This is a genomic window from Nocardia sp. NBC_00403, assembly GCF_036046055.1.
Taxonomy (GTDB): domain Bacteria; phylum Actinomycetota; class Actinomycetes; order Mycobacteriales; family Mycobacteriaceae; genus Nocardia.
In genome coordinates, this window is the sequence record NZ_CP107939.1 from 8288424 (window position 1) to 8303291 (window position 14868).

General features: G+C 65.4%; 16 protein-coding genes. 9 read left to right on the top strand and 7 right to left on the bottom strand.

The window, feature by feature from the left end:
• The first annotated feature begins 115 nt into the window (after nucleotides 1-115).
• From OHQ90_RS37275 to OHQ90_RS37290, 4 genes are read left to right on the top strand one after another with little or no spacing between them, the layout of a single operon-like run.
• On the top strand, nucleotides 116-766 hold the full coding sequence (locus tag OHQ90_RS37275; protein ID WP_328413386.1) for an ABC transporter permease: 651 nt from the start codon (nucleotides 116-118) through the stop codon (nucleotides 764-766).
• A complete protein-coding gene (locus OHQ90_RS37280) occupies nucleotides 759-1952 on the top strand; it encodes an ABC transporter ATP-binding protein (RefSeq protein WP_328405757.1) in 1194 nt (397 codons plus the stop codon). The genes OHQ90_RS37275 and OHQ90_RS37280 overlap by 8 nt, the downstream gene beginning before the upstream one ends.
• Nucleotides 1949-2749 (top strand): ABC transporter permease, encoded by an 801-nt coding sequence (locus OHQ90_RS37285; protein ID WP_328405759.1) that lies wholly within the window; start codon nucleotides 1949-1951, stop codon nucleotides 2747-2749. The genes OHQ90_RS37280 and OHQ90_RS37285 overlap by 4 nt, the downstream gene beginning before the upstream one ends.
• A complete protein-coding gene (locus OHQ90_RS37290; protein WP_328405761.1) occupies nucleotides 2746-3732 on the top strand; it encodes a glycine betaine ABC transporter substrate-binding protein in 987 nt (328 codons plus the stop codon). The genes OHQ90_RS37285 and OHQ90_RS37290 overlap by 4 nt, the downstream gene beginning before the upstream one ends.
• A 137-nt stretch (nucleotides 3733-3869) precedes the next feature.
• On the opposite strand, the gene OHQ90_RS37295 is transcribed toward OHQ90_RS37290, so the two are convergent.
• Entirely contained in the window at nucleotides 3870-4523 is a 654-nt protein-coding gene (locus OHQ90_RS37295) for a TIGR03086 family metal-binding protein (protein ID WP_328405763.1), read from the bottom strand.
• A gap of 112 nt (nucleotides 4524-4635) precedes the next feature.
• Between OHQ90_RS37295 and OHQ90_RS37300 the strand changes: the two genes are divergently transcribed.
• On the top strand, nucleotides 4636-5580 hold the full coding sequence (locus tag OHQ90_RS37300) for a helix-turn-helix transcriptional regulator (RefSeq protein WP_328405765.1): 945 nt from the start codon (nucleotides 4636-4638) through the stop codon (nucleotides 5578-5580).
• Nucleotides 5581-5770: 190 nt separating this feature from the next.
• Here OHQ90_RS37300 and OHQ90_RS37305 read toward each other — a convergent pair whose 3' ends face one another.
• Nucleotides 5771-7228: an MFS transporter gene (locus OHQ90_RS37305; RefSeq protein WP_328405767.1), complete on the bottom strand. Its 1458-nt coding sequence runs from the start codon at nucleotides 7226-7228 to the stop codon at nucleotides 5771-5773.
• 75 nt (nucleotides 7229-7303) lie between these two features.
• Here OHQ90_RS37305 and OHQ90_RS37310 point away from each other — a divergent pair, with 75 nt between their 5' ends.
• The gene (locus OHQ90_RS37310; RefSeq protein WP_328405769.1) at nucleotides 7304-7786 is read left to right on the top strand and encodes a MarR family winged helix-turn-helix transcriptional regulator; all 483 of its coding nucleotides are present in this window, start codon (nucleotides 7304-7306) and stop codon (nucleotides 7784-7786) included.
• Nucleotides 7787-7912: 126 nt separating this feature from the next.
• On the opposite strand, the gene OHQ90_RS37315 is transcribed toward OHQ90_RS37310, so the two are convergent.
• The 4 genes from OHQ90_RS37315 to OHQ90_RS37330 form a co-directional block, all read right to left on the bottom strand.
• Entirely contained in the window at nucleotides 7913-8356 is a 444-nt protein-coding gene (locus OHQ90_RS37315) for a hypothetical protein (RefSeq protein ID WP_328405771.1), read from the bottom strand.
• A 127-nt stretch (nucleotides 8357-8483) separates the two neighbouring features.
• On the bottom strand, nucleotides 8484-9107 hold the full coding sequence (locus OHQ90_RS37320) for a YdcF family protein (protein WP_328405773.1): 624 nt from the start codon (nucleotides 9105-9107) through the stop codon (nucleotides 8484-8486).
• A 189-nt stretch (nucleotides 9108-9296) separates the two neighbouring features.
• A complete protein-coding gene (locus OHQ90_RS37325) occupies nucleotides 9297-9641 on the bottom strand; it encodes a hypothetical protein (protein WP_328405775.1) in 345 nt (114 codons plus the stop codon).
• A gap of 120 nt (nucleotides 9642-9761) precedes the next feature.
• Nucleotides 9762-10403 (bottom strand): maleylpyruvate isomerase family mycothiol-dependent enzyme, encoded by a 642-nt coding sequence (locus tag OHQ90_RS37330; protein ID WP_328405777.1) that lies wholly within the window; start codon nucleotides 10401-10403, stop codon nucleotides 9762-9764.
• Between the two features lie 94 nt (nucleotides 10404-10497).
• Here OHQ90_RS37330 and OHQ90_RS37335 point away from each other — a divergent pair, with 94 nt between their 5' ends.
• From OHQ90_RS37335 to OHQ90_RS37345, 3 genes are all read left to right on the top strand, one after another.
• Complete coding sequence (locus OHQ90_RS37335) at nucleotides 10498-11400, top strand: MerR family transcriptional regulator (RefSeq protein WP_328405779.1); 903 nt, start codon at nucleotides 10498-10500, stop codon at nucleotides 11398-11400.
• 106 nt (nucleotides 11401-11506) lie between these two features.
• Complete coding sequence (locus tag OHQ90_RS37340; RefSeq protein WP_328405782.1) at nucleotides 11507-13102, top strand: serine/threonine-protein kinase; 1596 nt, start codon at nucleotides 11507-11509, stop codon at nucleotides 13100-13102.
• A 103-nt stretch (nucleotides 13103-13205) separates the two neighbouring features.
• A complete protein-coding gene (locus OHQ90_RS37345) occupies nucleotides 13206-13778 on the top strand; it encodes a hypothetical protein (protein ID WP_328405784.1) in 573 nt (190 codons plus the stop codon).
• A 168-nt stretch (nucleotides 13779-13946) separates the two neighbouring features.
• Here OHQ90_RS37345 and OHQ90_RS37350 read toward each other — a convergent pair whose 3' ends face one another.
• Complete coding sequence (locus tag OHQ90_RS37350; RefSeq protein WP_328405786.1) at nucleotides 13947-14363, bottom strand: hypothetical protein; 417 nt, start codon at nucleotides 14361-14363, stop codon at nucleotides 13947-13949.
• Nucleotides 14364-14868 lie beyond the last annotated feature (505 nt).

Consider the following 14868-nt stretch of genomic DNA (forward strand, 5'->3'; position numbering starts at 1 on the left):
GCATTCTCCGCGAGAAGTCTGTCGGCTCCGGCGGACTCCGGGCCGCCGGAATCCTCTCCGGCCGAGCGCAAGTCGAGATAGTCTCCCAGTACACCGGGCGACGGGGAGGTGCGACCTGGACACATTGTGGACGTTCGTGGTGAACCGACGGACGCAATTGCTCACGGACTCCTATCTGCATGTTTCGGCGGTTGTCCAGTCGGTGCTGCTTGCCACGATCGTCGCGGTGGCGATCGGCACGCTGGTCTATCGCAGCCCGCTGGGCTCCTCGATGGCGACGGCGACGGCAAGCGCCATCCTGACTGTTCCTTCGTTCGCGCTGCTCGGCTTGCTGATCCCGTTCCTCGGCCTCGGTGTCGGGCCGACGATTACCGCGCTGGTGCTCTACGCGCTGCTGCCGATTCTCCGGAACACCATCGTCGGCCTGGCCTCGGTGGATCCGGCGATCGTCGATGCCGCGCGCGGTGTCGGAATGAATCGGCTGCGGGTGCTGGCCCGCATCGAGATCCCGCTGGCGTGGCCGTCGATCCTGACCGGCATCCGGGTCAGCACCCAGATGATCATGGGCATTCTTGCGATCGCCGCCTACGCGAAGGGCCCGGGGCTCGGCAATCTGATCTTTTCCGGCCTGGCCAGGCTCGGTAGTCCGAATGCCGTGCCGCAGGCCCTGGTCGGCACGATCCTCATCGTCGTCCTTGCCCTGGTTCTCGATGGATTCTTCGTGATCATCGGCCGTCTCACCACCTCGAGGGGAATTCGTGACTGAGACCGAAATCCGAAGCGACACTGCGGAGTCGGCGGTTTCCGGCGTCGATATCGTGCTCGACTCGGTGACCAAACGCTATGCCGGACAACAGGATCCGTCTGTCGACAATGTGTCTTTGACTATTCCGGCAGGCGAAATCGTCGTCCTCGTCGGGCCTTCCGGCTGCGGCAAGACGACCACCATGCGCATGATCAACCGCCTCATCGAACCGACCTCGGGCGCCATCACCATCGGTGGCCGCGACGTCACAGCCGTCGACCCCGACCGGCTGCGGCGCGGCATCGGTTACTCGATTCAGCAGGCCGGCCTGTTTCCGCACATGACGGTCGCCAAGAACATCGCGACCGTCCCCGGCCTCATCGGCTGGGATCGCAAGAAGATCGCCGCCCGCACCGACGAGATGCTCGACCTGGTCGGCCTGACGCCCGACACCTACCGCCACCGCTATCCCCGGCAGCTCTCGGGCGGCCAGCAGCAGCGGGTCGGGGTGGCTCGCGCACTGGCCGCCGATCCCCCGGTGCTGTTGATGGACGAACCATTCGGCGCCGTCGATCCGATCACCCGCGGCCTGCTGCAGGACGAACTGCTGCGACTACAGGCCGAGCTCGGCAAGACCATTGTGTTCGTCACCCACGATTTCAACGAGGCGGTCAAGCTCGGCGATCGAATCGCGGTGCTCGGCAACCGATCCCGCATTCTGCAATACGACACCCCCGCAGCCATCCTCGCCGATCCCGCGGACGAGACCGTCGCCGGTTTCGTCGGCGCGGATGCCTCGCTCAAGCAGCTCACCCTCACCAGGGTCCGGGATGTCACCCTCGGCCAGTGCCCGACCGCGGCCGAGGACGAACCGGTCGAGGCTTTGCGCACCGCACTCGCGGGCCGGAAGTGGCCGTGGGCGCTGGTGCTCGACAATCATCGGCGCCCGGTGCGGTGGGTGTCGACCGAGCACCTCGCGCACGCGACGTCGTTGCGCGACATCGGATCTCCGGTCGGCGCGCCGCTGTCGCTGCAGTCGACATTGCAGGAGGCGCTGGAATCGCTACTGGCCGAGCAGACGGCTACCGCGGTCGTCACCGGGCGACGCGGTGAGTACGCCGGGCTGATCACGATCGACACGCTCGTCGAACATCTGTCGGCGTTACGCGCCACCCACAGCACCACAGGTGCGGACGAGACAGTATGACTCCGTCCACAAAGCCCGCAACGCCACCCGGCACCACCGAGCCGGGACGCACGCTGACGACAGAGCGTCGCGCAGAACGCATTCGACTGCTCGTCCAGCCGGTCCTGGTACTCGCACTCACCGCGGGGGTGCTGGTGTGGGCGTTCCGACGTGACCTCACCGCTACCCAGCAGGCAAGCATCAGCGTGGCCAATATCGCGACGCTTACCTGGCAGCATGTGCTCATCACCGCGACGGTCGTGCTGATCGTCGTCGCGGTGGCGGTGCCGGTCGGCACACTGCTCACCCGACCCGGATATCGGCGTCTGGCACCGGTTTTCATCGGCATCGCCAATATCGGCGCGGCCGCGCCCGCGATCGGGCTCATCGTGCTGTGTTATCTCGCCACCCGGACTACCGGCTTCTGGATCGGTGTCGCACCGATTGCCTTCTATTCGTTGCTTCCGGTACTGCGCAATACGATCCTCGGCTACCAGCAGGTGAACGGTACCCTCATCGACGCAGGCCGCGGGCAGGGCATGTCGACACTGACGGTGTTGCGCCGCATCGAGTTTCCGCTCGCAATGCCCTACATCCTCGCCGGACTGCGCACCTCGCTGGTGCTGGCGGTCGGCACCGCGACACTATCGTTCCTGGTCAGTGCGGGCGGTCTCGGCATCCTGATCGACACCGGCTACAAGCTGCGCGACAACGTCACGCTGGTCGTCGGCGCGGTCCTCGCCGCCGCGCTCGCGTTGCTTGTCGACTGGCTCGGCGCGCTGGCCGAACAGTTCCTCGGCCCCCGGGGTTTGACATGAGGTGCGGATGGCGTGGGCGCGCCGCGGCGTCCGCCGCCGGCGCGGTACTCCTGGTGATCACCGCCTGCGGTCTGCAATCCGGTGGCGCGGTGCCGCTGCGGGTAGGTCCCGGCAGTATCCGTCCGGTGCCCGAGCTCGACGGGGTCGCGATCACCGTCGGATCCAAGGACTTCACCGAACAGAACATCCTCGGCTATCTCATCGAGTTCGCTTTGTCCGCGGCCGGGGCGCAGGTGCGGGATCTGACGAATATCCATGGCTCCAACAGCGTGCGCGATGCCCAGCTGCACGGGCAGATCGATCTCTCCTACGAATACACCGGCACCGGCTGGATCAATTACCTCGGCAACGAGACCCCGATACCGGACGAGATCGCCCAGTACGAGGCGGTCCGCGACGCCGACCTGGCCGCGCACAACATCGTGTGGACGGATATGGCGCCGATGAACAACACCTACGCGTTGGTGATGAGCAGGCAGACCGCCCAGCAGACCGGCGTGACAACGCTGTCGGACTACGCACGGCTCAGCAATACCGATCCGGACGCGGCGGCCACCTGCGTGGGCACGGAATTCAATGTGCGCCAGGACGGTTTCCCGGGATTGGCCCGCAAGTACGGCATCGATACCGGCAAGGTCCACAAACAGATCGTGCAGGACGCTCTGGTGTATCAGGCCACCGCCGACAGCAAGCAATGCCGATTCGGCTCCGTCGCCGCCACCGACGGCCGCATCCCCGCCCTCGATCTCGTGTTGCTGAAGGACGATCTCGGCTTCTTCCCGAAATACAATGCGGCACTGGTGATGCGCAAATCCTTCGCCGACGCGCACCCCCAGGTCGCCGCCATTATGGCGCCCATCTCGAAACTACTGACCAATGAGGCCATCACCGAACTGAACCGTCAGGTCGATGTGGACGGGCGGGAGCCCGCCGAGGTCGCGCGGGACTGGATGGTTGCCCGGGGGTTCGTCACCGCGCGCTGACCGCACCGCCGATTCGTCGCATCGGGTAGGACGCTGCGCTATCCACCACCCGGGGATAGTCACCGATTGCGATGTAAGGCAGCACGACTCGACTGCTGGGTGCGCGGGTGCGACGGTACACACCCGCACACCCCGGTTCATGCGCGCGGGTCGCGGCCAAGGTAGCGCAGCAGCTCGGCGACCGTGGTGTCGTCCGCGCCACCGTCGACCACCGCGGCATAGGCACCCCACTGACGGAGCGGCTCAATGATTTCCGCCTCCACACCGCTACCCGGTGCCGGATGCGCGGTCCGTGCGGCGGTCAGCAGGTAGCCAGCCAGTTCGTCGGTCAGTGGCGATGGCTGACCGGTCGCGATCGCGATATCCCAGGCGTGCACGGCGGCATCCAACGCGCACATCACGGCAGCGACCGGGGTCGCCAAGGCGCCGTGCGGCAGCGGAGTCGGGACGGCCTCGGTGTCGTCGGCGACGGTCGCCCAGGCGGCGGCGGTCTGCTCGATCGCGTCGCGCACCAGAGCGGCGGCCGAGCCGTCGATGGCTCCGGAGGGGTCGAAGGGGTTGTAGGCGGGTCCGACGCCGACACCGAGTGCCTTGGCGAAGGCGAGCTGGTCACCCGCGGCGTGCTGAATCACCTGCGTGACATTCCATTCCGAGCACGGGGTCGGCAGCTGCCACTGCTCGTCACCGATGCCTGCGACGGTGTTTTCCAGCGCCGTGTAGGAGGTCGAGAGCACCTCGCGCCACACGGGGCGCAGTGTCGCGGTGGCGTCGGCGGCGGTGGTGATGTTCATGATCGACCTTTCGTTGTGCTTCTTGGTGATGACCTAAGCCTATGAGGCCATTAGGCTGGATTCGTTCCTAATAATTCGGGAGGCGAATGTGGCGCCCACCACAACGCGAGTAATGCGTTTGCTCTCGCTGCTGCAGGATCGCGCGTACACCGGCCGGGAGCTGGCCGAACGGCTCGACATCACCGACCGGACCCTGCGCAATGACATCCAGCGACTGCGCGAACTCGGCTACCCGGTGCACGCCGAACGCGGTGCGATCGGTGGCTACCGGCTCGGTCGCGGCTCGACGATGCCGCCGCTGCTACTGGATGACGACGAGGCGGTGGCGATGGCCGTGGCAGTCGGCCTTGCCGAGGACGGCGCCACCGGCATCGCCGACATCAGCGAGAACGTCTCGCGAGCTCTGGCGAAGCTGGAACAGATCCTGCCGAAGCGATTGCAGCGCAAGGTATTAGCACTGCGCAACGCCACCGCCATCGGACCGGCAACCACCGGCTCGCGCGAACCGGACGCCCCGGTGCCCGCCGTGGTCCTGACCAGCCTGGCCGGAGCTATCCGGGACACGACCGCGGTGTCGATCGAGCTGGGCAGCGGCACAACAGACGTCGAGCCCTACCGCCTGATCAACTGGCAGCGGCGCTGGTACCTGGTCGCCTACGATCTCGAAACCCATTCCTGGCGTGCGATTCCCGTCGCACAGGTGCACCGGGCGGCCGTCAGCACCCGCCACTTCGGACCGCGCCCGCTGCCCGACGAGGACCTGATCGCGTTCGTCATGCGCCACATCGCCAGCACCGGCTGGAAGGTGCACGCCCGCGTCACCGTGCTCGCACCGGCCGAAACAGTGATCGCCCGCATCAATCCCGCCGTCGGCGTGGTGGAGGCCGTCGACGCGGACACCTGCATTCTGCTGACCGGTGCGGATGCGTTGGAGACCATTGCCATCTACCTCAGCATGCTGATGATGGATTTCCGTGTCGACGGCCCACCGGAGCTGGTCGCGCATCTGCGGACGCTGGCCCGCCGCTACACCGACTCGGTGGAATCCGCACCGTAGCGTTGCCGCACGCCATGGCAAGCAGCGGCACTGCCGCCAAAGCCTGCGGCCAAAGTCGGATACTTCGCGAGCCGTGCGGACTTCGATCGGTTCGCGGCGGGCATTTCACAGCGTCATACCAACGACAACGGGGCCGATCCTCGCCGTTGAGGATCGGCCCCGTGGCCGTTCGAGCGCGACGGCCCGATGATCAGGCGTGCCCGGCCTTGTCCGCGGCATCCGGCGCCTTGCGCATCGGAATGCAGACTGTGAGCACGATCGCGACGAGCGCTGCCGTCGTGGCGATGAGGAAGGTGGTGTGGAATCCGTCGCGCGACGGCAGCACGTGCGAGCCGAGTTGCATTGTCATGTGCGCGAGCACCACGCTCATCACGGCCGACGAGGTGGACGTGCCGATCGAGCGCATCAGCGAGTTGAGACCGTTGGCCGCCGCGGTTTCGGTGATCGGGACCGCACCCATGATCAGGGCGGGCATCGCGGCGTAGGCAAGGCCGACACCGGCGGCAACAATCATCGCCGCGACCATGATTTCCCAAACGCTGTTCATCAGCACCACGGCGCACAGGTAGCCCGCCGCAATCACCGCCGAACCGAGCGCAAGGGTGACCTTCGGCCCTCGGGCCGCCGACAGCCGCGCCGACACCGGCGAGAGCAGGATCATCACGAATCCGGTAGGGGCAAGCGCCAATCCGGCGTTGACCATGGACAAGCCGAACCCGTATCCGGTCTGCTCAGGGGCCATCAGTAGCTGCGGGAACGTCAACGACATGCCGTAGAGTGCGAAGCCGACAGCGATGGAGGCGAAGTTGGTGAACAGCACCCGGGGCCGCGCCGAGACCCGCAGGTCGACCAGCGGCGAACGCTGCCGGAGCTCGAAGGCGCCCCAGCCGACGAACACCACCACCGCGATCGCGAAGAGGGTGAGGATGCTCGCGCTGCCCCAGCCCCAGTCCGCGCCCTTGGTGATCGCGATCAGCAGGGCGAGCAGTGCGATGGAAAGCCCGACCGCACCACCGAAGTCGAAGCGCGCGGGGGTGCGCACCGGCGACTCCGGCACGAAGACGAAAACCAGTGCGGCACAGACAACACCGAGGCCGGCCGCGGTCCAGAACAGCATGTGCCAGTCGGCGTTCTGCGCGATCGCCGCCGCGAGCGGCAGCCCGAGGGCGCCGCCGACCCCGAGCGTTGCGCTCATGATCGCCATTGCCGAACCCACCTTCTCGGCGGGCAGCTCGTCACGCATGATGCTGATGCCGAGCGGGATCGCGCCGACCGCGGCGCCCTGCAGCGAGCGGCCGATGATCTCCGGAACGAGCGAGGAGAACAGCGCGCAGACCACCGAGCCTGCGACCAGCAAAAGGATGTTCGCGAACAGCACCCGGCGCTTGCCGAACATGTCGCCGAGCCTGCCACTGATCGGGGTTGCCACCGCGCCTGCGAGCAGCGTCGCGGTGATCACCCACGATGCGTTGGACGCCGAGGTATTCAGCAGCGATGGGAGGGTGGGGATGATCGGGATAACCAGCGTCTGCATAAGCGAGACGACGACACCGACCGTGCCGAGGGTCGCGATGAGTAGGGCCGACGCGGGCCTGCGCCGGTCGTCGGTACCAGAGACGGTCGAGGACGCGTCGGCAGCAACAGTCACAAATGTGCACGCTACACACGATGTGCATCGTGCACAATTTGCTATCACCGTGATTCAGGCGACATAGTGTGGTCCATGCCAGCATCAGGTCCCGCGGAAAGCGCCGCGCTCTCGCGCCTCGTCTTCGAGCTGACCCTGCTCTCCCGGCAGTTCCCCGCATCCCTGCTGCGCCGCCCCGGGTTCCACCTGGACCGCTCGGCCTACCTCATCCTCAGCAGGCTCGAGATCGACTCCCCGCTCAGCCTGCGCGAACTGTCGGAGGCCTTCCAGCTGGACATCTCCACGATCAACCGTCAGGTCGGCGCCATGTTGAAGCATGACCTGGTCGAGCGGGTGCCCGATCCGGACGGCGGTATCGCGCGCAAGGTCCGGGCCAGCCGAAAGGGCCTGGAACAGGTCGCCGCCGATCGGGACCGAAGCCAGGAAGGCATCGGCGCGGTGGTCGCCGACTGGGCCGACGCCGATGTCGAACAACTGAGCACACTGATCGCACGCTTCAACGAGTCCATCGAGCACATCGAAGACAACCCCTGGCCGCGTCCGCCGCACGCCCGTTAGGCGGCGGCCTGGTCGAGACCCGGCCCAGCGCGCTGCTGCGCAATCCGGCTGCGCCCTCGGTAGATGGCATAGGCAAACCCTGCTGGGCGGCAACGCATTCCGCCCAGCAGGGCCACTTCCGGTTCGCTACAGATGCGAACTCGGCTGCTGGACCTGTGGTGCCTGATGGGTCACGCGCACCAGCTCATCCAACTCGGTGCGCCACTGGCGGTGGACATTGAGCCGCTCCACCATCGCAGTTCCCGGCAGTCGATAGAACACCTTCGACCACAGCGAATTGATCTCCAGACCGGAGAACTCGGCGGTCTGGAAGTGCTCCGCCGACACCAGATTCGTCGGCCGACCTGTCCATTTGCTGGCCTCGATCAGCACAACAGAGGTGTTGGTCAGCACCACGAAGTAGTACTTCCGCAGAAACACCATTACCAACCGCACATACGGCAGGCTGTCGACCCACGGACTCGGACCCGTGATGGCAAGAAAAGCGGTATTGAACTGCTCCCCCGGCGGACCGACCTCGGCCAGCTTCTGCGTCACCTGTTCCAGAATCTTCTTCTTACGAAATGCCATACGGCCCTCCCCATTTCAAAGCCCGTCGCGAACATCGACGGACTGCCGCCAGACCATATCGGGTTCGGTCCGTTGCCGCCACCCGTGATCACGAGTCACCGGCTGCGCACGGGAGCGCTACTGCGACCTACTCATCCCGCATCCGCGTATCTTTCCGTGTACGAGCCAGATCCAGCAGGCCATATACGGCGAAAAATGGCTTGGCCCAAGACTTCTCACCGAACCGATAGTCGGAAGCACGCCGAACCCTGCGCGCCAGATCCGGCCGCTGCCGCCGCAGATACAGACGGCCACGTAACGCATGCAAGGGATTCGAAACTATCTTGATCGACTCGGCATCGTTCATGAACGGAATCGAGTACTGGATGTTCTCCCATGTCGTGCGAGACCGGCCCTCCAACTGGATCCGCGCACTCGACACCCCCCACTCCCGCACCGCATATCGCGCCATGAGCTCGGCTTCCGAAACAGACCCACCAGGCCGCGTCGTCCCGGAAAAGACCAGCCGACTATCGGGCACCTTGTCATCCACCGACCGGAGCGCAGCCCGAACCCGCCACCGATTGAGCGCATTCGCCCGATCCGCACTCCGATTGGCGAACCCGAGCACTACCAGCACTTCCGATGCCGGAACCCCCGACCGTGGCTCCCCCAATACGGCCCGCGAAGCCCACCAATGCCCGATCTCTCCCCACACCAGCACAGCCACGACAACACCACCCATCGCCCCGACCGACGCCCCTCGCCGCACCGCACCCTCCTCCGCGCATCACCCCCGCACCGAGGCTAGCCCCGTCCCCCCATCCCCCGATACCATCGGGAAACGAACATCCACCGCACGTCGGTACGGGGTGCCACCCCGCCGATCACGGCGTGCACCGGATCGGCAGGGTGGGTGCCCGTTCATGGGCGAAGACGTTGTCAGCCCAGCCTCCGACGGCTAGTTTTCTGCGCCGAAGTTCATGCCGCCGCTGCTGCCGGCACTCGGCATTTCGCTATCGGCGTCGCCGTTTCCCTTGCCTTTGCCTTTGCCCCCGCCTTTACCCCTGCCCTTGCCTTTCCCTTTGCCGTCCCCGCCCTTGCCATCCCCGTCTTCGCCATTCACGTCACTCTTTCCGATGTCGCCGGCAAGACCCCCGTCGTCATCGGGAGCGAACTGGGCCATGACCACGGCAGCCTCGGCGCACTCGGAGGGATGCGCAGCCGCGGCGCCACCGGCCGTGAAAACGATGGCTGATGCGGTAAGAACTCCGACCGCACCGACCGTCGCGAACCTGTAAATCATGTGTAGCCCCTTCTCGAATGGGAAGTGGTACGTCCTGATCAACAGGAATCAGCGTAGAAGGCACCGACGGAATACCGTCGTAGCACGTATTCCACGGCCGGTCGCCGAACCAGACCGGCCCTAACCGACCTTCGACCGCAGGATTGCCACGCCCTCACCGGTCAGGGCGGAGAGTCCGGCGGTTCGACCACTGGCAAGCAGCAGTAGGGCGGCAATGGGGCCTTCGATGGTGGGGCCGGTGCCGGCTGTCCAGTTCGTGTCGGTGGCAGTCAGACGATAGGGGGACAGTCTTTTCTTGGCGTGAAACACCCAGTCGGCCGACCAGACCCGGTCGAGTGCCAGGCGCGCGGCAGCAGTCGGCATTTCGCGGGAGAGACCGAGCGGGATCGCAATGTCTTGAATGTGGACGAGGGTGTCCATCAGGCGGTCGGTGGGAGTCGTGGGGGGCGGGGTCATGCGCAGCGGGATCGTGGCGCGAAGTTCGGCCAGGAGTTGCTGGGACGTGGTGCGGTCGGCGTGACGTATGGCCGTATCGAGGCTCATGCGATCGATGCTGCCGCGCGCTCGGATGAGTTTGACCAGGACAGCGCCCAATGTTGCACTGCTGGACAAAATTACGTGAGCGACCACCTCACGGACCCGCCAGCCATCGCAGAGGGTGGGATGATTCCAGTCGGCCTCGGAGAGGTTTTCGAGGAGATCGACCAGGGTGGCGCGTTCGGTGGCTACGGCTTGCCAGATCTCGTCGGATGTCGTGGTCATCGGGGATTCCTTCCGTGTCGGGCGCTAGTACGGTAGGAACTCCACCCGGGTGGAGGTTCAAGAGATTGTGACCGACGGCACATTACATGGATTGGTGAGCATCGGGGAGCTGTCGCGGCTGACCGGTGTTCCGGTTCGGACGATTCGCTTCTATTGCGACAGCGGCATTGTGGTGTCCACACGCACCACGGGCGGCCATCGGATGTTCGACAAGGGCACGGCGGTGGATCGGTTGCTGCTGGTTCGTCGACTACGCGCACTCGGGTTGGGGTTGGCGGCAATCGCCGCGGTGCTCACCGGCGAGCAGTCGATGGCGGAAGCGATAGCCGCCGAACGGGCTGTGGTCGATGTCGAATTAGGGGCATTGGCGTGGCGGCGAGCGTCGTTGCGAGCCATCGAAAACGCGGTGCCTGCGGAGCGGGCAACCAGGCTGGAGCTGCTGGCCGGGGTATCGGATGGTTGGTCCGCTCACGACGCGGTAGTCGGGTTCTGGCGGCGGATCTTGACACCGATGCCCTCGGACATGTTCGAGGGTTTCATCTCGATGAACGTGCCCGATCCGCTGCGCGACCCGACGCCGGAACAGGTCGTCGGCTACGCCGAGCTGGTCACCCTTGTCGCCGAGCCCCGCTTCGCTGCCGTTGTTTCCCAACAGCTCTGGCGCCCTGGACCCACGCCGATCCGCGACAAGGTCGGTCTGCTCGCCGGAGTCGCCGAAGCCTGCGGCATGGCAGAGTCGCAGATCCACGCGGGATGCGCGCCCTCCTCCGGTCGGGCACTGGACCGTTTCGTCGATGCCCACGCCACCGCCCGCGGCGAACACGATACCCCGGGATTCCGCGAACGCCTCCGCGCCGGCAGGCACGATGACCCTCGCACACAACGCTATTGGCGTCTCACCGGTGAAATCACCGGCGCAACCATAACGGTGGGCGCAGGCCAACTCTGGCTGTACAACGCCCTCGACCGGTCGACAGGCACACCGGTCTCGCGTTGAGGCTGCCCACTGAACGCGGCACTCGTGCCGACACCGGCGACCATGACGTGCCGACGACCTCGAGGTGCGCCTCGCGCAACCGCGACGATACCCATAGGCTGGCGCGGTGATTTCCGAGCGGACAGTGGTCGACGGGCGTTTCGAGTTGCTCGAACCGCTCGGCAGCGGCGGGATGGGGACGGTGTGGCGCGCCTACGATCTCGCCCTGCATCGCGAGGTGGCGTTGAAGGAGGTGCGGGCGGCCGAGCCGGACGGCGGTGCGAGCCTGCCCGAGGTACAGCGGGAACGCGTGCTGCGGGAAGCCAGGGCGCTGGCCAGGATCGCGCATCCGAATGTGGTGACGGTCCATCACATCGTTGATTCCGATGCTGCCGCTCATCCGTGGATCGTCATGGAGCTGATTCGTGGCCGCACGCTCGCTGAACATCTCGCCGACGGCCCGATGCACCCGGCACGTGCGGCGCAGATCGGCCGCGGCATACTCGGCGCGCTGCGTGCCGCCCATGTGGTCGGCGTGCTACATCGCGACATCAAGCCGGCGAATGTGATCCTGCGTGAAGACGGCACGCCGGTGCTGACCGATTTCGGCATCGCGGCGATCACCGGTTTGAACGGGCTCACCTCCACCGGCAGTGTGGTCGGCTCGCTGGATTACGTTGCGCCGGAACGACTCGGCGGCCAGGAGGGCAACCCCGCCTCCGACCTGTGGTCGCTCGGTCTGGTGCTCTACGTGGCGGTGGAGGGCTATCACCCGATGCGCCGCGACACCACAGTCGCAACACTTGCGGCCGTCCTGAAGGGCGAGGTCCCGCCGCCGCAACGTTCCGGGCCGCTGACCCCGGCGCTGCAGGCGCTGCTGGTGGCGGAACCGAGCCATCGGCCCTCGCCCGAGCAGGTCGATTGGATGCTCGCCCAGGCGACCGCGCCGATGGGAACTGCGCCCGCCGCGCAGGCCCACCCGCACCTGGCACAGGTTCATGCGCACGTGCCACCTGCGCCGGCAGCGCCGACCCCGGTGCCATCGAGCGGGATTCCCGGCCACCATCCGGCGGCGTCCGCACAGCGGCAACGCTGGATCCTGTCGGGAATCGCGGCCGCCGCCATTGCCGCCGCGATAGTCGTGGCGGTGGCGATGCAGCCCGATTCGTCGACGAATCGAACCGGCTCGAGTCAGCCTCCCGGCACCAGCCAACGACCCGGCAGCACCCAACTCCCCGGCGCGCCTGCCTCCGTCGCGCCCGTGACCGAAGAGGCCGGCGACCTCCTCACCCCCGACGGCATCCGCACGGCGATCGCCGCCCTGGAAAAAGTCACCGGTGGAACGGCATTCACCGACGCGACATTCTACCCGACCTACGCCAACGTCGCCGCACCCGTCGCCGGCCAGCCGAAAATCTACGATGAGTTCAGCTACCGAAACGGCATTGCCGCCCGCGAGGGCGCGGGTGGCCAGATGTCGGGAAAAGCCACCGTAAATCTGAGCTCGATCAACTGGGACATCCTGCCGACCCTGATGCGCGCCGCAGAGGACCAGCTCAATGTCCCCACCCCGACCCTCCGTTATGTGATCATCGACCCCGCATGGACTTTCAATGACGATCGCCCGACCATCATGGTGTACCTGACCGACGACTACGGCAGCGCATACCTGGCGGCGGACGTCGACGGCACGGTGGTGAAGGTGTATTCCCGCGAGCGGTGACGGCTCCATCGACTTGTCGGTGCTCACCCCTGATATTCGTGACCAACGAGCGAAGGAAGCGGCTGATGACTGTCGTGCGAACCTATCCAGCGGGTGTGACGTCATGGATCGATGTGGAACAGCACGATGTCGAGGCTGCAAAGGCCTTCTACGGGAGCCTGTTCGGCTGGAGCTTCACGGAGGCGACCGCGCAGGACGCGGAGTTCTCGACCAACTGGACTACTTCGGCGACACCGCCGGTACCGCGCTGCCGAGCCTGCTCGATGAGCTGGGTATCCGATACACCCTCGACTACAAGACCTTCCGTGGCATCAATGACGCGGGGGACTATCGAGAGAGTTGGTACCGAGAGGAATTGGAGCGAATAGCCGCCTGCACTCGCGGACTGATCACCATCACCGAGGTACAGCTCGTGAGCGACGAGGAAGATCAGAAACCCACCTTCCTGTGCAACGGCCGACCCGTCGATCGGCCGGTCCACCCGGGCGACGACGAAGCCGTCGAAGCCTCACTCACCTTCGCCACCTACATCTCCGACCTCACCCCCGACGACTCCGCCGAACGCTGGTGCGACATCGACCCATACGATCCCGACTACAGCGCGGAAGCCTTCTTCGCCGACCCGCAGGCCCTCCGGCAACTGGGCGAGCGTTTCGGCGTGACCTTCACGGATTGACATCCCATGCCACACCTGCACTCAAATCCTCCATCACGACCACCATCGTCATGGTCGAAGCGCGTCAAGATGCGCCTTCGGGTGGAAGCGGATGTTCTGCGCCGCAACGAATCTGGCTCGCAGTCACCTCATCGACTCCCACCCGCCATTCGACTGAAGCCCAGATGATCAGCCGCAGTGGGCGGTTTGTTGTCCAACCCAATTCCAGTCTCCCCTGATCTGGCCGTACCAGTCGATGCACCTGTGTGCCGCCGAAACGTACACCGGTCCCGCATACGTTGTGTAATTGCCTTGGTCGACATCCGTCGACTGGAGGTCGCCTGAGCGTCCGACTCGGGCGACCATGAACAACTCGTCTCCAGGCTCATCGCGAACCGTGACAACACAGTTCTTCCCAGTAGCATTGCTGTATGTGAGAAATGCGGTGCCGCCAATCAAATTGGCCTGCTCGATCACGGCGTATCCGCCACCGCATTGCCCGCCATAGCTTGCCGCCGATGCGTTCGCCGGTACGAATACCGCCGTTCCGACGACGATTCCGGCCGAGGCGGCACAGGCGCCGACCAGAGCCCGCACGTTGATCATTCGAAACTCCCGCCATCGTAGGGACTTTGTTCGAGTACACGCACCATTTTCACATCCTTTTCCGTCCGACGAACAACAAAGACCTCCATGCGCCGACCACATGCCAAGCGCTGGTGTCGCCGTTGGTCGGAATCTGGAGCGACCCGATCGACAGGAACCGCTCTCAGGACCGAAGCCGATCATGTCAAATGCTGATCCCAACTCGAAGCGGCACATTTCTACACGCGAGAGTTCTTGCGGTGTAACAGTTTTGGCGTTGCCGAGGAGCGTGGTGCTACTAGCCTCGATTTTTCGAGAAGACCTGCATGAAGTGAGTTGCGCCGATGCCGTCGCCACCGCCACTCGGGCATGACAACATCGGCCTTCGAACGGAACGGGCCGTCCCTCGAAGGCACATTCCATAAGTGATGATTATCAGTGAACCGATCAGTTGGACATGGCCGTCGATAAGGATGGATTATCGAATTATGTTATGGCATCGATAGTTTCGCCTGCCACGGAAACC